Below are 16754 nucleotides of genomic sequence, written 5' to 3' on the forward strand. Positions count from 1 at the left end.
CGCGCCTATACGCCCCTTCTCACCTGGGCATACGAGGAAATCGGTACGTAGTCGGCCGGGTTTCTCAGCGGCCAACTTTTTCTGTCGCCGGAGGCAGCCAGGTGGCGCGATAACGGGCCCATTCGGCCGGTTCGGTGGTCCAGTCCGCGTACACGCCGACGCCGTACGGGCGCTTCGGCGGCCGTTTGAGCTCGTCGATTCCGCGCCTTACACCACGGAGCGCGACGGTGAGATTCTCAGCCCAGTCCATCATGGGCCGGTAAGTGGGCACGCCCATGAAAACCGTCACCTGATCGCCGATGAGTTCGAGGGTGTGCCGGGTGTGCCGGGCGAAGTGCAGGCCCGCGAGCGACTTCGTCGGCAGCGACACGTCATAGGTCATGATCGCCACCTGGTCGACGCGCCGGGCGACCTTCCGCAGAAAGGCGTCGGTGGGGCGCGGCGGATAGTGCCAGGGTCCCGTGCGCGGGAGCAGCGCCTTGTAGACGGGCTGCGCCGCGTCCACGAGCGTCGGCTGCTCCAGCGCCACCGACAGCAGGCGGCCGCGGGAGCGGGTGAGCTCGCGGGTCTTCTGCAGCAGCGCGAGGAACGCGCGGTCGTCGGGGTAGATCGGCTCGAAGTCGTAGTGGATCCCGTCGAAACCGAGGTCGAGGAAGGTCGCCGCGGTGTTCACGACCCGCACCCGCACGACGGTGTCGTCCAGGTCGATGACGCCCTTGCCGTCCACCTTCCGGATCTGGCCCAGGTACGCCTGGGTCCGCACGCCCGGCGCGTACTTGTGGACGGCGGCGTTGAGCCGCTTCGCGTACCGGTACTTCGCCGCCGGGACCGTCCCGTCCGACTCGACGGGACCGGCGTGGAAGAACACGTCGGTGATGCGGTTCTGCTTGAGCAGCGCCGCGAGGGCCCGGTACTCGGCATCGCTGTGCGGCTCCCCCACCCACTGGTGCCGCGCCCACAGCGCGTTCGTCTCGGTGCCGCGCGCCTTCGGCCCGGGCTGCCACCACGTCCACGCGCCGGCGAAGGTGAGCGCCACCAGCCCGAGCACGTACGCCGCCGTCCAGCCCGCCCACCGGAGCACGCGCCGGATCCCGCCAGACCGCCTCATCCCCGCCATCCGGCAATGATCGCGTATCAGCACGGCACATCGGACGCGATCGAACGCGGCCCCGTCCGCGTCCGGCAAGCCCGCGGGCACGCGACGGCCATGAGTCGATCATGATTGCGCCCGGACCGCGCGCCGCGTGCGGCAAGCGTTGACACCGGGGGAACCCTGTGGTGACGAGGCGGCTCAGCGGTGCCGGGCCCCTGGTCTCGAGGAGTCTCGAAGGGGAGCCGCCCCGATCCTGTTCCGAAATACCGGGATGGAGGTCGAACCGACATGCGAGCACGACCGGACCAGGCCGAACCGAGACCCCTGCTGCCGACGAAGTCGGCCCGGGGGGTGCGAGGGGCCGTCCCCCCTCGGGAAGCACTGCTCAGCACGCGCGCGCTACTGATCGTCCTCGTGGCGATCGGCGCCGCGGCCCTGACCGCGATGGCCCCGGAGGCCGCGATCCCGATCGGGGTCGGCGTCGGGGTCGTCACCCTGCTGGCCCAGATCGTCAAGGACTGAACCGCGAGGAACCAGGGAGGTCCTCGGCAGTGCCCCTCGGCGCCCGCGCCCGGCGCCGGGGGACGCTCCCGCCGGAGGATCGCTGGTCGGAAGACCCGAGGTCAGAAGACCGGGATGATGTCCTCTGCCTCGATTCCCGTGACGTCGACGCCGGAGATGTCCAGTTCGGGGATGGCGGGGAACTCGATCCCCCAGCGCTCCACGATCGCGCGGACGCGGGCCATCGCCACCCGCCAGTTCTCGGCCTGCTCCTCGAAGGACAGGACGCCGAGACCCGCCTCGCGGGCGTGCTGCATCAGCACGCGGTGGTTGGCCAGGAAGTAGGGCGGCAGATCCCAGAAGCCCTCCGGCGGCTCCCAGAGGATCATCGACAGGAACACGAAGCCGGCCCGCAGCTGCTTGGTGATCTGGCCCTTGACGTCCTCGGTGAGGCCGGGCCACTCGTTCTCCAGGATCGTCATGCAGATCTGCAGGTGCCGCGACTCGTCCCGGCCGATCCGCTTGAACATCTCGCCGAACAGCGGATGATCGGTGCCGGACGCCATGCCGCGGAACAGCGTGGACGCGGCCATCTCCCCCATCATGAAGCTGGTGAACAGCACCGCGAGCGAGTACTTGCGGACGGCGGTGTTGTAGCCCTGCCAGTAGCGGCCGCCGTTGTGGTAGAGCCAGCCGATGTTGTTGTGCGCGGCCTTCTCCAGGTCGGTGCGCGGCTCCCAGTCGAGCGGGCCGCCCGGCCAGAGCCGCGCGATCGTCCGCTGGCAGCACTCCTCGTGGTTCATCTCGTCGCGCGTGATCGAGAAGAAGCACTTGCGGACGGGGTCCTCCTCGTGCTGCTCGAACGCGTGGATGGTCGCGCGGGCGAACACCGCGGGCCCGGAGGCGTCGAAGTTGGCCAGCACCGCGAACCAGTACATGAGCCCGAGACGCTGCTCCGGCGTGAACCCGTCCGGGTCCAGCTCGTCCCAGGGCAGGTCGGCGGGGTTCCACACGACCCGCTTGGACTTCTCGTAGATGGCGGCGAGCCGGTCGGTCTCGACCCGCCACTCCATCGGGTAGATGTTCGGCTGCGGGATCTCCGGAGCGGGCCAGAACCCGCCCTCAGGAACGGTCGGCTTGTCGGCCATGGAAGGCTCCTCGCTGGTCACCGTTTTGCGACGCCCTACCGTCCATTGTGCGCATCCCGGCCGCGGCCATGCCCGTGCCGGTCGCGGCCGGGACGGCGGCGGTGACCGGGGCGCGGCGGACCCGCGTCCGCTGGGTCAGGGCCACGCAGACGAGGACGCCGGCCGCGGCCAGCACGGTCACCGCGTCGACCCGGTCACCGAGCAGGAGCCACGACCAGGCGAGCGTCATCACCGGCTGGGCGAGCTGGACCTGGCTCGCGCGGGCGATCCCGGCCCGCGCGAGGCCCTCGTACCAGGCGAAGAAGCCGAGGTAGGCGGAGAAGGCGGTCACGTAGCCGAAGCCGAGGACGGTGTGGCCGGTCCAGTGCGGGTGCGTCGTGGCGAGCAGCCACCCGGTCACCGGGACGGTGATCGGCGCGGACAGCACCAGCGCCCAGGAGATCACCCGCCAGCCCGGCATGTCGCGGGCGAGCCGGCCGCCCTCGGCGTAGCCCGCGGCGGCGGCCAGCAGCGCGCCGAACAGCAGCAGGTCGGCGGCGCTGAGCCGGCCCGCGCCGCGGATCAGCGCGAAACCGGTGACGCAGGCGGCGCCGGCGGCGCTCGCCAGCCAGAAGGCGCGGGACGGCCGCTCGCCCGCGCGCAGCACGCCGAGGACGGCGGTCGCGGCCGGCAGCAGCCCGACGACGACCGCCGAGTGGGCGGACGAGGCGCCCCGGTCGAGCGCGAGCGTGGACAGCATCGGGAACCCGAAGACCACGCCGGCGGCGGCGACGGCGAGCGCGGCCCATTGGCGGCCGCGCGGCCACCGGGCGCGGACCGATAGCAGTGCGATGGCGGCGAGGACGCTCGCGGCGGCGGACCGGCCGATGCCGATCAGGTACGGGTCGAGCCCTTCGAGGCCGAACTCCGTGCTGGGGAGGGTGAAGGAGTAGATCAGCACGCCCAGCGCGGCGAGCCAGATGCCGATCCCCGCCCTCGTGCCCGCTATCGCGGCGGGGACAGTAGCGCTATCTTTGGTCCTCATGAACAACGATAGCAGTGTGGCGGCGCTCGCCGGCGCGCTGCGCACCGAGGTCGCCCGGCTGAGCCCGGGCGAGCGGCTGCCGTCGAGCCGGACGCTGGTCGAGCGGCACCGCGTCAGCCCCGTCACGGTGTCGCGCGCCATCGGGCTGCTCGCCGCCGAGGGCCTCGTCGTGACGCGTCCGGGCGCGGGCGCGTTCGCCGCGCGCCGGCCGTCCGCCGCGTCCGGGCCCGCCGACTTCGGCTGGCAGGCGGTGACGCTCGCGGCCCGCTCGGTGGACGCGGCGGGCGTGTCCTGGCTGCTCACCCCGCCACCGGAGGGGGCCGTCGCGCTCAGCGGCGGCTACCCGCACCCGAGCCTGCAGCCGGTGCGGGCGATGGCGACCGCCGCGGCGCGGGCCGCCCGCCGCCCCGACGCCTGGGAGATGCCCGGCATCGGCGGCGTCCCCGAACTGCGCGCCTGGTTCGCCCGCTCGGTCGGCGGGGGCGTGTCCCCCGCCGACGTGACGATCACCAACGGCGGGCAGCAGTCGCTCACGACCGTGCTGCGGGCGCTGCTGCCGCCCGGCGCGCCCGTCCTGGTCGAGTCGCCGACCTACCTCGGCGTGCTGGCCGTCGCGCGGGCGAGCGGGCTGCGGCCCGTCCCGGTGCCGGTGGACGAGGACGGCGTCCGCCCCGACCTGCTCGCGGAGGCGTTCGCGCTGAGCGGCGCGCGGGCGTTCTACTGCCAGCCGGCGTTCCACAACCCGACGGGGACGGTGCTGAGCGCGGAGCGGCGCGGGCGCGTCCTCGACGTCGCGCGGGCCGCGGGCGCCTTCGTCGTCGAGGACGACTACGCGCGGTACCTCGGCATCGAGCCGCCCCCGCCGCCGCTGATCGCGCAGGACCCCGACGGCCGCGTCGTGCACATCGCCTCGCTCACCAAGGCCACCGCGCCGAGCCTGCGGATCGCCGCGGTGGTCGCGCGCGGCCCGGTCGCCGAGCGGATCCGCGCGACGCAGCTCGTCGAGGAGTTCTTCCCGGCCCGGCCGCTTCAGGAGACGCTGCTCGAACTCGTCAGCTCGCCCGGCTGGCCGCGGCACCTGCGCGCGATCCGGGCGGCGCTGCCGGCCCGCCGCGACGCGCTGCGCGACGCGCTCGCCCGCCACCTGCCGGAGCTGCGCGCGAACCGTCCGGCGGGCGGCCTGCACCTGTGGGCCCGGTTGCCGGACGGCCTCGACGACGTCGCGGTCGCCGAGGCCGCCCTGCGCGCCGGCGTGCTGGTCAGCGCGGGCCGGCCGTTCTTCCCCGCCGAGCCGCCGGGCCCCTGGCTGCGGCTGAGCTACGGCAGCGCCGCGTCGGAGGCGGAGCTGGCGGAGGGCGTCCGGCGCCTCGCCACCGTCCTGCGCTGACGCCCGGCCGGCACCGGGGCGCGCCCGCGTTCAGGACGCGGTGCAGAAGCAGAACTCGTTGCCCTCCGGGTCGCGCCAGACCCGGAACGGTGCCTGCGGGTCCCCCATCGGCTCGCCGGCGGGGGCGGCGCCGAGGCCCTCGGCGCGCTCGCCGGCGGCGTGGATGTCGGGGACCTCCAGGTCGAAGTGGTAGCGGTTCTTGATCTTCTTGCGCTCGGGGACGCGCTGGAACGACAGCGTCGGCCCGCCCGCGCCCAGCGGCTCGAGGTCGAGCCAGCCGTCGTCGGCGGCGGTGGCCTTCAGGTCGAGCAGGGCGCCCCAGAACGCGGCCATGGCGTCCAGGTCGGCGCAGTCGATCACGATGTTGCCGATCTTCGGGCTGGTCATCGGGTTCCCTCCAGGGGGCGGTCGTGGCGGACCGGCCGCGCGGCGGCGCGCCGGCAGTGGACGGGTTCGGGACGGCGGACGGGACGCACCGGCCGCAGGGCGCGGAGCCGCGCGCGCCGGCGGGCGGCCCGCTCGCTCGCCCGGACTCCGGCGGCGAGCCGGGCCTCGACGATGTCGGCCTGCAGCCGCGCGTACTCCCGCTCGGCCCAGGCGTGCCGGGCCGCGAGGCCCGCCAGGTACGGCAGCGCGTTCATCGCGCCTCCCTTCGTTGACACCACTGAAACCGTAACGGTGGTGTCGGAATGATGCAACCGGCTAAAGCATTTCACTGGTGTTCACGGTTGGTAGGCTGCTCAGCGGACGGGTGGAGGGACCGATGGCCGACGCGCACGCCGACGACGACCCCGCGCAGCCGCCGCAGGACCCGGCGCAGCTGCTGCAGGACTTCGTCAACACGCTGGACATCGACTCCGGCACCGAGGGCATCGCCTCGCCCGCGGACCTCGCCGGCTGGCTGGCCGGACGCGGGCTCGTCCCGCCCGGGACGGCCGCCGACCCCGCCGACCTGAGCACCGCGATCACCCTGCGCGAGGGCCTGCGCGAGGCCATGGCCGCCCACCACGGGCCGCAGGAGGCCGACTTCCCCGGCGAACTGGACGACGCGCTCTCCGCGCTGCCCCTGCGGATCGGCCTCACCGGGCCGCGGCCCGCACTCGTCCCGCTCGACCCGCCGCCGACCGCCGCCGCCGGGCTCGCCCGCATCGCCGCCGCGATCATGGACACGGCCGCCGCCGGCACCTGGCCGCGCCTCAAGGTCTGCCAGGAGGGCACCTGCCGCTGGGCGTTCCTCGACACGTCCAAGAACCGGTCGCGGTCCTGGTGCTCGATGCGCACCTGCGGCAACCGCACCAAGACCCGCGCCTACCGGGCCCGCAACCGCCCCTGAGGCGGCCCCGGGCTCTAGGGTGTGCGTGATCGTCCGGAAGGGCGATCGTCCGGAAGGGGGCGCTCATGACCGGCGGCAGCGGAGCCGACGCGGGGGTGCGGGAGGCGCGGCGCGCGGACGCGGCCGCCGTCGCCGACATCCAGGTGCGCGCCTGGCGGCACGGCTACCGCGACCTGCTCCCGCCCGGCGTCCTGGACCGGGTGACCGGCCCGGACGCGCTGGAGGCGTGGCGGGAGCGCTGGGCGGACGCGGCGGCGGACCCGCCGAGCCCGCGGCACCGGCTGCTCGTCGCCGTCGCGTCCGACCTCGTCGTCGGGTTCGCGGCGCACGCCCCCGCCGAGGACCCCGACCTCGACCCCGCGGCCACCGCCGAGCTGATCGCCCTGCTGGTCGACCCGCTGCACGCGCGCGCCGGGCACGGCAGCCGGCTGCTCGCCGCCACCGCCGACCTGCTCCGCGAGGACGGCTTCACCACCCTGACCACCTGGGCGTTCGAGAAGGACGAGGTCACCCGCGCGTTCCTCGGCGGCGCCGGCTGGGCGCCCGACGGGACGTCCCGCACCCTCGACATGGGCGAGCCCGTCCGGCAGATCAGGCTCCACACCGACATCGCCGTCCGGTGATCGCCCTCCCGGTGGTCGCCGTCCGGTCATCGCCGTTCGGCAGGGGTCGGTGAGGGGCACGCGCCGTCCGGCCATATCGTGGACGCCGTGCCCGAGCCCACCTCTCTGACGTCGCCCCATGCCCCGGCGGCCCCGAACGCCGCCCACCGCCGCTGGCTCGGCATGGTCGTCATCAGCCTGGGCGTCTCGCTGGTCGTCGTGGACGCCACCATCGTCGGGGTGCTGCTGCCCCGGATCGTGTCCGACCTGGACGTGACGACGGCGGGCGCGGAGTGGGTCACCTCGGTGTACGCGCTGGTGTTCGCGGCGCTGCTGATCCCGTTCGGCCGGGCCGGCGACCTGTTCGGCCGGCGCCGCATGTTCGTGCTCGGGGTCGTGGTGTTCGCGCTGGCCAGCGTGGGCGCGGCGCTCGCGGGCGGCGTGGGCGCGCTGGTCGCGGCGCGCGCGGTGCAGGGCGTCGGCGCGTCCATGATCCTGCCGGCGACGCTGTCCACGGTGAACGCGGTGTTCACCGGACGGGACCGCGCCGTCGCGTTCGGCATCTGGGGCTCGATGATCAGCGGGATGGCCGCGCTCGGCCCGCTCATCGGCGGCGCCGTCGCGACCGGCGGCGGCTGGCGCTGGGCCTTCGGGATCAACCTGCCGCTCGGCGCCGCGCTCATCGCGGGCGCCTACCGGCTGATGCCGGAGACGCGATCGCCCGGCGCGGGCTCCCGGAGCCCGCTGCGGGAGATCGACTGGCCGGGCGCGGCGCTGTCCGCGCTCGGGCTCGCCGCCCTGGTGTGCGGCCTCATCGAGGGCCAGACGTACGGCTGGTGGACCGCGACCCGGCGGTTCTCCGCGGCCGGGTTCGACTGGCCGGGCACCGCGCTGTCGCCCGTCCCGGTCGTGATCGCGATCGGGATCGTGCTGATCGCGGCGCTGGTCGTGGTCGAGCGGGCCCGGGCGGCGGCGGGCCGTCCCGTCATGCTGGACCTCGAGCTGTTCCGGATCCCGAACTTCCGGCACGGCAACCTCGCCTCGTCCCTGATCAACGTCGGGGAGCTCGGGCTGCTGTTCATCCTGCCGCTGTTCCTGCTCGGCGTGCACGGCACGAACCCGCTGCAGATCAGCGTCGCGATCCTGCCGCTGGCCATCGGGGCGTTCCTCACCGGCGGATACGCGGGCAAGCTCGCCAACAAGCGCGGCGCGCACCGGGTCGTGCAGATCGGCATGGTGCTGGAGGTCGCCGCCGTCCTCGCGCTCGGCGTCACCGTCTCGGCGACCACCGGCGGGTTCGGGCTCGCGCCCTGGATGCTGCTGTACGGCCTCGGCCTCGGCCTCACGTCGGCGCAGCTCACGAACGTCTCACTCGCGGACGTCCCGCCGGCGCAGGCCGGGCAGGCGTCCGGCACGCAGTCCACCGCGCGGCAGGTCGGCGCGGCCCTCGGCATCGCGCTGATCGGGACGGTGTTCGCCACCAGCCTCGGGCACGCGATGAGCGACCGGCTCGCCGGGACATCCCTGTCGCCGGACCGGCAGGCGGCCGTGACCCGGCAGCTGCGCGAGAGCGCTGGGACGTACGGACGTGATCTTCACGACAGCCCCGGCACGGCCGTCGAGGCGCGCGCCGCGGACGCCAGCCTCGCCGCCGCCACCAGGAACGCCGCGCTCACGACCGCCGCGATCCTCGCGGCCGGGCTCGCCCTCTCGCTGCGCCTGCGCCCGAGCACTGATCGACATCGGGAAGAATCGAAGCGCCAGGGCGGCTGACACCCCCTGTACCCCTGTCGTCCCACGAGAACGAGCGGTAACTGTGGCCACGCTGAACCAATGGGTCGCCGGATCCCGGCCCCGCACCCTTCCCGCGTCCCTCGTTCCCGTCGTCGTCGGCACCGGCGTCGCCATCGGAGTGGACACCGCCATCTGGTGGCGGGCGCTGCTCGCGGCGTTCGTGGCGCTGATCCTGCAGATCGGCGTGAACTTCTCCAACGACTACAGCGACGGCATCCGCGGCACCGACGAGGACCGCGTCGGGCCGCTGCGCCTCGTCGGCTCCAAGGTCGCGCCGCCCAAGCAGGTCCTCGCCGCCGCGCTCGGCTGCTTCCTCGCCGCCGCCGTGGCCGGGCTGGTGCTCGCCGCCGTCACCACCTGGTGGCTGCTGCTGGTCGGCGCGGTCGCGATCCTCGCCGCCTGGTTCTACACCGGCGGCAAGACCCCGTACGGCTACCGGGCCCTCGGCGAGGTGTCGGTCTTCGTGTTCTTCGGCCTCGTCGCCGTCGTCGGGACCGTGTACGTCCAGGTCGAGAAGCTGCCCTGGGAGGGCTGGGCGGCCGCGGTGCCGGTCGGCCTGCTCGCCTGCGCGATGCTGGTCGCCAACAACCTGCGCGACATCCCCACCGACCGCGAGTCCGGCAAGCGGACCCTCGCCGTCGTCCTCGGCGACCGCCGGACCCGGATCCTGTACGCGGCGTGCGCCGCGCTGCCGTTCATGTTCGTGCTCGTGCTGGCGGCGCCGCACCCGTGGGCGCTGATCGCGCTCCTCGCGGCCCCGCTGTCGATCCCGCCGACGCAGAAGGTGCTCGGCGGCGCGTCCGGCCCCGCCCTGATCCCGGTGCTGGGCGAGACCGGCCGCCTCCAGATCGCCTACGGGCTGCTGCTCGCCATCGGCCTGGCGCTCTGATCCCGGCGCCGGGCACCGCCGTGCTCGGCGAGCAGGAACGCGCCGGTCAGCGCGATGACGAGCCCCGTCAGCACGCCGCCCAGCGCGACCAGGCCGCTCCCCGGCGCCGTGTCGGCGCCCAGTTCCCTGGACGCCGCCAGCGTCACGACCAGGCCGTACAGCGACCACGCGAACATCGCGCCCGCGCCCGCCCAGGCGGCGGCCAGCGGCACGACGAACCGGGCCGGGCGGCGCGCCCGGCCCGCCAGGGCGAGGAGCCCGGCGGCGCCGGCGAGCGCGAGCAGGGCCCACACCCCGTCGAGGACCTGCTGCGGCGCCGTCCTGGCGACCGCCTGGTCATGCGGGAGGCCGGCCGTGCCGCCGAACGCCCAGAAGAGGTGCACGGCCGCGCAGACGGCGGCGGGGACGGCCGCCCCGCGCGCCAGCAGCACCTGCAGCGGCCGGGTCGGGCCCGCCTGGACGTCCGCGGTGCGGAGGGCGAACACCTCCGGCCACCGCTCCCGCGCATACAGGACGAACGCCGTGAGCAGCCCGATCCCCTGGAGCGTGAACCCCGTGTAGACGACGCCGTACACCCAGCCCTGCAACCCGTTCCCGGACCCGGTCGCCGGCTCCGCGGACACCAGGGCCTGGACGAGCGTCCCCAGCGGCACGGCCAGCGCGATCGGCACGAGCAGGCCCGTCGCGACCCAGATCGGCAGTAGCACGAGCCACGCCGGGACCCGCCGCCCCCACGCGAACGTGAACGCGCACGCGACGAGCACCGCCGCCGCGTCCATGCCCATCGTGATCGCGTTGCCGACGTACAGGACGGAGTTCTCCGCCTCCGCGGCGTCGTTCCACCCGACCGTGCTGCCGGAGAGCCACGCGATCTTGATGCCGAGGTAGGGCGCGCAGGCCGCCGCGGTCGCCGCGCAGACCGCGAGCCGCAGCGCCCCCGGCCCCCGCGCGGCCGCCCCGCGCCCGGCGAGGGACTGAACGTGAACTGTCATGCCACGAGCATCGCCACCGCGGCCCGGACGCACCTCCCGCCGCGTGGGGAACCGCCGCGGCCGGCCTCACCCGCGCGGGTGAGGCGGGCCCGCGGTGTCGCTCAGGCCGTGAGGTTCCAGTCGATCTCCGGCTGCCCGGCGTCGACCAGCGCCTTGTTCACCGCGCTGAACGGGCGCGTCCCGAAGAACTTCTTCGCGCTCAGCGGGCTCGGGTGCGCCGACTCGATCACGGTGTGCTGCGGGCCGGTGATCAGCCGCGCCTTCTTGCGCGCGTAGGCGCCCCACAGCACGAACACGACGCGGTCGGTCTTGTCGTTCAGCGCGCGGATCGCGGCGTCGGTGAAGTCCTCCCAGCCCTGGCCGGCGTGCGAGCCGGCGTCGCCGCCGCGCACGGTCAGCACCGCGTTCAGCAGCAGGACCCCCTGGTCGGCCCAGTGGGTGAGATCACCGGACACGGCGGGCGGGATCTCCAGGTCGGACGCCATCTCCTTGTAGATGTTGCGCAGCGACGGGGGCAGCCGCACGCCGTCGCGGACGCTGAAGCTGAGCCCGTGCGCCTGGCCCGGGCCGTGGTAGGGGTCCTGGCCGAGGATCAGCACGCGGGCCCGGTCGAACGGGCAGTGCCGGAAGGCGTTGAACAGGTCCTCGCGCGGCGGGTACACGGTCTGCCCGTCGTACTCCCCCGCCACGTAGGCGCCGAGCGCGGCGGTGGCGGCCGGGTCGAGCAGCGGGTCGAGCCGCTGCCGCCAGTCGCCGGGGAGCAGTTCCATCAGGTCGAGGGACATCGTCCGTGCCTCCGGGGAAGGTGATCTCCAATTGAGGGGAACAGTAGCGGGCGGTACTGACACGCCGAGGGGTGAATGCGGGGGGCGGACCGGGTCCGTCCCTAGGATGATGCGATATGCCCGACTCCCCCCGAGCGCGCCGTTGCGGTGCCGTCGGGCGTGTACGCGCGTCCGCGCTGCTCGTCCCCCTCGTCTCGCTGGTCCTGCTCGGCCTCGCCGCCGGGTGCGGCGGGTCGTCCGGGCCGGTGACGCTGACGGTGCTGGCGTCCTCCTCGCTCACCGAGGTGTTCGGCGAGATGGGCGCCGCCTACCGCCAGTCGCACCCGGGCGTGCGGCTGGAACCGGAGTTCGGCGGCTCGGCGGAGATGGCCGACAAGCTCTCCGAGCACGACCCCGGCGACGTGCTGGCGACCGCGGACACCGTCAGCCTGAACCAGGCGGACCCGTACCTGGACGGCCACCGCCGGGCCATCGCCGCGACCGGCCTCACGATCGCCGTCGGCCCCGGCAACCCCAGGCGGATCCAGGGCCTGGAGGACCTGGAGCGGCGCGGCCTGCGCGTCGTGGCGGGCGCCCCCAGCGTGCCGATCGGCCGCTACACCCGCCAGGCGTTCGCGAAGGCCGGAGTCCCCCTCCGAACGACCGCCGAGGAGATCAGCTCGCGGGCCGTCCTGGACCGGATCCGCGTCGGGGACGCCGACGCGGGCGTGGTCTACATCACCGACCTGCGGTCCGCCGGCATCGCGGTCACCAGCGTCCCGATCCCGGCCAACGAGAACGTGACGGCGACCTATTCCGCCGCGGCGGTGAAGGACGGCGCGCACCGCGACGAAGCGGACGAGTTCGTGTCGTGGCTGGTGACGCCGGAGGCGCAGCGGTTGTTCAACAAGTACGGGTTCACCACTCCCGTGGGGCCGCAGTGACCCGCGCCACACGGGCGCGGTGTGCGTTCGCCCACCGCTGATACAGCACGGGAACGTCTCGTACCGGAATCCCGTTTACCTCCCCGGGACCCTGAACCGGGGCTCCGTTGAAGCCGATCGCCCGTGCCACCCGCGGGCGATGCGTACCGGGAGATGCCAGACGTGCCGTCCAAGCGACCCGCGCCGACGCCGAGCGAGGCGGCGGCGCAGCGTGCAGGTTCCGCGGAGCGCGACCGGCGTGAGTCGGTGCCGCCCCGCAACGACCCCGAGCGGCCCTGGCGCGCCGAGGGCGTGCCCGAGCGGCCGAAGAAGGCCGGCGGCGGCTTCGGCGGCTGGCGCCCGCGCCGCAACACGTCCCTGTTCTGGCTGCTGCTGCTCGTGGTGTTCGGGCTGAGCTACGTCTCGATGCACTACACGGGGCAGCAGGACAAGGTGAGCGTCCCGTACACCGCCTTCACCCAGCAGGTGCAGGCCGGGAACGTCAAGGACGTCTACACCAAGGGCTACCAGATCCAGGGCAAGCTGAAGAGCGCGCAGCAGGTCCCCGGGCAGAAGGACGCGAAGAAGACCTACACCGCGTTCGAGACGCTGCGCCCCGCGTTCGCCGACGACAAGATCTACACCGAGATGGTGAACAAGGGCGTCGCGGTCGAGGCGAAGCCCGTCAACGAGGACCGCGGCCTGCTGGCCAACCTCGCCCTCTCGCTGCTGCCCACGCTGCTGTTCGTCGGCCTGTGGATCGGCGTCATGGTCTGGCTGCAGCGCCGGATGACCGGCGGCGGTGGCGGCGGGATCATGGGCGGCTTCGGCCGCTCGCCCAAGCCCGTCGCGCCCGACGAGAAGCGCGCCACGTTCTCCGACGTCGCGGGCATCGACGAGGTCGAGGCCGAGCTCAGCGAGGTCGTCGACTTCCTCAAGGACCCCGGCAAGTACCGCAAGATGGGCGCCCGCGTCCCGCGCGGCGTGCTGCTCACCGGCGCGCCCGGCACCGGCAAGACGCTGCTGGCCCGCGCCGTCGCCGGCGAGGCCGACGTGCCGTTCTACTCCGCCGCCGCGTCGGAGTTCATCGAGATGGTCGTCGGCGTCGGCGCCGCCCGCGTCCGCGAGCTGTTCACCGAGGCGCGCAAGACCGCCCCGTCGATCATCTTCATCGACGAGATCGACACCATCGGCCGGACCCGCGGCAGCGGCGCCAGCCTCGGCGGGCACGACGAGCGCGAGCAGACGCTGAACCAGATCCTCACCGAGATGGACGGGTTCTCCGGCTCCGAGGGCGTCGTCGTGATCGCCGCGACGAACCGTCCCGATATCCTGGACGCCGCGCTGATGCGCCCCGGCCGGTTCGACCGGCAGGTCGCCGTCTCGCCGCCCGACCTGGACGGCCGGGTCGCGATCCTCGGCGTGCACACCCGCGAGGTCCCGCTCGCCGCCGACGCCGACATCACCGCGATCGCGCGGATGACCCCCGGCATGACGGGCGCCGAGCTGGCCAACCTCGTCAACGAGGCCGCGCTGCTCGCCGTCAAGCGGGACAAGGGCGCGGTCGACATGGACGACTTCCAGAGCGCGCTGGAGAAGGTGCAGCTCGGCACCCGCCGCGCGCTGGTCATGCCGTACGAGGAGCGGCGCCGCACGTCCTACCACGAGTCGGGGCACGGCCTGCTCGGCATGCTGCAGCCGGGCGCCGACCCGGTCCGCAAGATCACCATCGTGCCGCACGGCCGCGCGCTCGGCGTCACCGTGTCCACGCCCGACAGCGACCGCTACGCCTACGACGAGCGATACCTGCGCGGCCGGATCATCGGCGCGCTCGGCGGGATGGCCGCCGAGGAGCTGGTCTTCGGCGTGATCACCACCGGCTCGGAGAGCGACCTGGAGCAGGTCACCAAGATCGCCCGCGGGATGGTGGGCCGCTGGGGCATGTCCCCGAAGGTCGGCCCGCTGTCGATCCTGCCGTCCGACGGCATGGAGCCGATGGGCCAGTACGCCGCGCAGGGCACCCTCGACGCGGTGGACCTGGAGGCCCGCCGGATCGTCGACGAGTGCTACGCCGAGGCCCTCGACACCCTGCGCGCGCACCGCGACCAGCTCGACTCGCTCGCCGCCGCGCTGCTGGAGGCCGAGACCCTCGACGAGGAGGCCGCCTACTCCGCCGCCCGCATCACCCGCAGCATCACCGAGGTCGACCTCTCCAAGACCCCGTCCCGCGGCTGACCGCCGGATACCGGCCGAGATCACGGGTCGACCGGGACCGCAACGTCGCCCGGACGATCCTCTTCGCCGAGCCCGACACCGCCAGGGGCGAGTACCGGGAGTCGGTGAGCTGGGAGTTCGGCGAGACCGTCAAGCTTCCCGACCCGTTCGGACTGGAGATCACCACCGACGAGTGGGAGCCCTGGCAGCGCTCCTGGGCGGCATGGTCCTGGCGGCGCGGTGGTCCAGGCGGCGCGGTGGTCTAGCCGACGCGGGGCAGGCCGATGGGGTTGGGGAAGGGCATCTCGCCCGCGTCGGCCACGGCCTTCGCCGCGGGGACGAGGCGGTCGTAGAGGGCCTTCGGGTCGTCCAGGACGCGGTAGGGCGGTGCGGCGAGCGCGTCGGTGCGCTCCTCGATGCGGGCTTTGAGGGCACGTCCCGCGTCGGTCGCGGTGCCGCCGTCCACGAGGCCGCGGGCGGCGAGGGCGTCCGCGGCCTCGTCCCACCGCTCCCGCGTCCAGCCCCGGCTCCGCAGCATCTGCCCGGAGGTGACCGCGCCGACGGCGGCGGCGAGGACGTTCGAGGTCAGGCCGTCGAGGCCCTCGCTCGTCAGGACGGCCACGTGACCGTCGCCGCGGTGCTCGCGCAGCGCCGTCGCGGCCTGCCACAGCGCCTCGACGGGGTCGTCCGGGACGTCCAGGTCGCGGTTGGCGCCGAACAGCGGACGGCCCGCCGCGTCCGCCGCCTCGACCGCCCGCCGCAGCAGCGGCGCCACCTCGGCGGCGATCCCCTCGATGCCCGGCACGATCCTGCGGAGGGCCCGCGCCGCCGCCACGCCCCGCACCGCGAGGATGCTCTCCGGTGAGGCGAAGCGCCACGCGTCCGGGACGGCCCGCCGCACCCGCGACGGATGGAACCCGAAGAACGTCGCCTCGACCACGCCCGCGGGCACCGCGCCGAGCGGGGCGCCGCGGCTGCCGAAGTAGCCCATCCAGAAGCCCTTCAGCCCGGCGTCCTTGTTCGCCGCCAGGCATTCCGGCGAGAAGTACGTCACCGCGTGCAGCGGCTCCAGGACCGTCCACAGGTCGCGCGCGATCGAGTCGTCCACCCGACGAACGTTAAGGGCACGCTTTCGCGGTCGACAACCCGGTCACATCCGGGGCGGGTGATCCGTCAGTGATATGAACATGGCGGACGAGGGGGCACGATGGACGAGCGCGACTTTCTGGCGGACCGGTTCGAGGAGCACCGCACGCATCTGAAGGCGGTCGCCTACCGGATGCTGGGGTCGCTGACGGAGGCGGACGACGCCGTCCAGGAGGCGTGGCTGCGGCTGAGCCGGTCGGGCGGCGACGGGGTCGCCAACCTCGGCGGATGGCTGACGACCGTGGTCGGGCGGGTGTGCCTGGACATGCTGCGGTCCCGGACGTCGCGCCGCGAGGACTCCCTGGACGAGCGGCTGCCCGACCCGGTGATCGCGCCGGAGTCCGGCGCCGACCCCGAGCACGAGGCGCTGCTCGCCGACTCGGTCGGGCTCGCGCTGCTGGTCGTGCTGGAGTCGCTGACGCCCGCCGAGCGGCTCGCGTTCGTCCTGCACGACACGTTCGCGGTGCCGTTCGAGGACATCGCGCCGATCGTCGGCCGGTCCACGGACGCGGCGCGGCAGCTCGCCAGCCGGGCCCGCCGCCGGGTGCGGGGCGCGGCGCCCGTCCCCGAGCGCGACCGGGGCCGCCAGCGCGCCGTCGTGGACGCGTTCCACGCCGCGGCGCGCGCCGGTGACTTCGAGGCGCTCATCGCGGTCCTCGACCCGGATGTGGAGCTGCGCGCCGACCTCGGCGCCGGAGGCTGGCAGCATCTGCGCGGCGCCCGCCTCGTCGCCGACCAGGCGGTCACATTCAGCCGCCTGACGGCGTTCACCTCGCGTCCCGCGCTGGTCAACGGGACCGCCGGGGTCGTCTCGATGGACGGCGACCGGCCCCAGTCGGTGCTGTCGTTCACGGTCGCCGACGGCCGGATCGTCGCGATCGACATCCTCGCCGACCCGGCCCGGGTGGAGCGGCTCGACCTGTCGGTGCTCGGCTGACGCGACT

Annotated in this window: 18 protein-coding genes; 10 read left to right on the plus strand and 8 right to left on the minus strand. The window is 74.1% G+C overall.

The features are described 5' to 3' along the window. Nucleotides 1-64 precede the first annotated feature (64 nt). A complete protein-coding gene (locus tag J4709_RS19470) occupies nt 65-1117 on the minus strand; it encodes a glycoside hydrolase family 18 protein (protein WP_232383714.1) in 1053 nt (350 codons plus the stop codon). A gap of 264 nt (nt 1118-1381) precedes the next feature. On the opposite strand from J4709_RS19470, the gene J4709_RS19475 reads away from it, so the two are divergent. After that, nucleotides 1382-1615 (plus strand): hypothetical protein, encoded by a 234-nt coding sequence (locus J4709_RS19475; protein WP_208242690.1) that lies wholly within the window; start codon nt 1382-1384, stop codon nt 1613-1615. 101 nt (nt 1616-1716) lie between these two features. Here the strand turns inward: J4709_RS19475 and J4709_RS19480 are convergent, their stop codons facing one another. Further along, nucleotides 1717-2742 (minus strand): hypothetical protein, encoded by a 1026-nt coding sequence (locus J4709_RS19480; RefSeq protein WP_208242692.1) that lies wholly within the window; start codon nt 2740-2742, stop codon nt 1717-1719. Then, entirely contained in the window at nt 2717-3766 is a 1050-nt protein-coding gene (locus J4709_RS19485; protein WP_208242695.1) for a DMT family transporter, read from the minus strand. Before J4709_RS19485 ends, J4709_RS19480 begins: the two co-directional genes overlap by 26 nt. Between J4709_RS19485 and J4709_RS19490 the strand changes: the two genes are divergently transcribed. Next, nucleotides 3765-5153, plus strand: coding sequence for an aminotransferase-like domain-containing protein (locus J4709_RS19490; protein ID WP_208242696.1), 1389 nt, complete (start codon nt 3765-3767; stop codon nt 5151-5153). The two genes, J4709_RS19485 and J4709_RS19490, sit on opposite strands and share 2 nt — an antisense overlap. A 30-nt stretch (nt 5154-5183) precedes the next feature. Here J4709_RS19490 and J4709_RS19495 read toward each other — a convergent pair whose 3' ends face one another. Together J4709_RS19495 and J4709_RS19500 are read right to left on the minus strand one after the other, a co-directional pair. After that, nucleotides 5184-5540, minus strand: coding sequence for a VOC family protein (locus J4709_RS19495; RefSeq protein WP_208242698.1), 357 nt, complete (start codon nt 5538-5540; stop codon nt 5184-5186). After that, nucleotides 5537-5815: a hypothetical protein gene (locus J4709_RS19500; protein WP_208242700.1), complete on the minus strand. Its 279-nt coding sequence runs from the start codon at nt 5813-5815 to the stop codon at nt 5537-5539. The genes J4709_RS19495 and J4709_RS19500 overlap by 4 nt, the downstream gene beginning before the upstream one ends. Before the next feature lie 101 nt (nt 5816-5916). Here J4709_RS19500 and J4709_RS19505 point away from each other — a divergent pair, with 101 nt between their 5' ends. The 4 genes from J4709_RS19505 to J4709_RS19520 all read left to right on the plus strand — a co-directional run bounded on the left by J4709_RS19505 (nt 5917) and on the right by J4709_RS19520 (nt 9771). Next, nucleotides 5917-6486 carry a CGNR zinc finger domain-containing protein gene (locus J4709_RS19505; protein ID WP_208242702.1) on the plus strand — a complete coding sequence of 190 codons (570 nt, stop codon included), beginning with the start codon at nt 5917-5919 and terminating at the stop codon, nt 6484-6486. A 65-nt stretch (nt 6487-6551) separates the two neighbouring features. Continuing rightward, nucleotides 6552-7109 (plus strand): GNAT family N-acetyltransferase, encoded by a 558-nt coding sequence (locus J4709_RS19510; protein ID WP_208242704.1) that lies wholly within the window; start codon nt 6552-6554, stop codon nt 7107-7109. Nucleotides 7110-7196: 87 nt separating this feature from the next. Beyond that, nucleotides 7197-8861, plus strand: coding sequence for an MFS transporter (locus J4709_RS19515; RefSeq protein ID WP_307801369.1), 1665 nt, complete (start codon nt 7197-7199; stop codon nt 8859-8861). 43 nt (nt 8862-8904) lie between these two features. Next, nucleotides 8905-9771, plus strand: coding sequence for a 1,4-dihydroxy-2-naphthoate polyprenyltransferase (locus J4709_RS19520; protein WP_208242705.1), 867 nt, complete (start codon nt 8905-8907; stop codon nt 9769-9771). On the opposite strand, the gene J4709_RS19525 is transcribed toward J4709_RS19520, so the two are convergent. Both J4709_RS19525 and J4709_RS19530 read right to left on the minus strand, forming a co-directional pair. Continuing rightward, a complete protein-coding gene (locus tag J4709_RS19525; protein WP_208242707.1) occupies nt 9735-10763 on the minus strand; it encodes a hypothetical protein in 1029 nt (342 codons plus the stop codon). The two genes, J4709_RS19520 and J4709_RS19525, sit on opposite strands and share 37 nt — an antisense overlap. Before the next feature lie 101 nt (nt 10764-10864). Continuing rightward, nucleotides 10865-11548, minus strand: a complete 684-nt coding sequence (locus J4709_RS19530) for a uracil-DNA glycosylase (protein ID WP_208242709.1) — start codon at nt 11546-11548, stop codon at nt 10865-10867. 116 nt (nt 11549-11664) lie between these two features. On the opposite strand from J4709_RS19530, the gene modA reads away from it, so the two are divergent. From modA to J4709_RS19545, 3 genes are all read left to right on the plus strand, one after another. Next, nucleotides 11665-12471, plus strand: coding sequence for a molybdate ABC transporter substrate-binding protein (modA, locus tag J4709_RS19535; protein WP_208242711.1), 807 nt, complete (start codon nt 11665-11667; stop codon nt 12469-12471). A 162-nt stretch (nt 12472-12633) separates the two neighbouring features. Continuing rightward, on the plus strand, nt 12634-14685 hold the full coding sequence (gene ftsH, locus J4709_RS19540) for an ATP-dependent zinc metalloprotease FtsH (RefSeq protein ID WP_307801371.1): 2052 nt from the start codon (nt 12634-12636) through the stop codon (nt 14683-14685). A gap of 104 nt (nt 14686-14789) precedes the next feature. After that, nucleotides 14790-14930, plus strand: coding sequence for a hypothetical protein (locus tag J4709_RS19545; RefSeq protein ID WP_208242715.1), 141 nt, complete (start codon nt 14790-14792; stop codon nt 14928-14930). On the opposite strand, the gene J4709_RS19550 is transcribed toward J4709_RS19545, so the two are convergent. Continuing rightward, entirely contained in the window at nt 14927-15772 is an 846-nt protein-coding gene (locus J4709_RS19550; protein ID WP_208242716.1) for an SCO6745 family protein, read from the minus strand. The two genes, J4709_RS19545 and J4709_RS19550, sit on opposite strands and share 4 nt — an antisense overlap. 99 nt (nt 15773-15871) lie before the next feature. On the opposite strand from J4709_RS19550, the gene J4709_RS19555 reads away from it, so the two are divergent. Beyond that, a complete protein-coding gene (locus J4709_RS19555; protein ID WP_208242717.1) occupies nt 15872-16747 on the plus strand; it encodes a sigma-70 family RNA polymerase sigma factor in 876 nt (291 codons plus the stop codon). Nucleotides 16748-16754 lie beyond the last annotated feature (7 nt).

Origin of the sequence: Actinomadura violacea (assembly GCF_017573465.1) — a bacterium.
GTDB lineage: Bacteria > Actinomycetota > Actinomycetes > Streptosporangiales > Streptosporangiaceae > Spirillospora > Spirillospora violacea.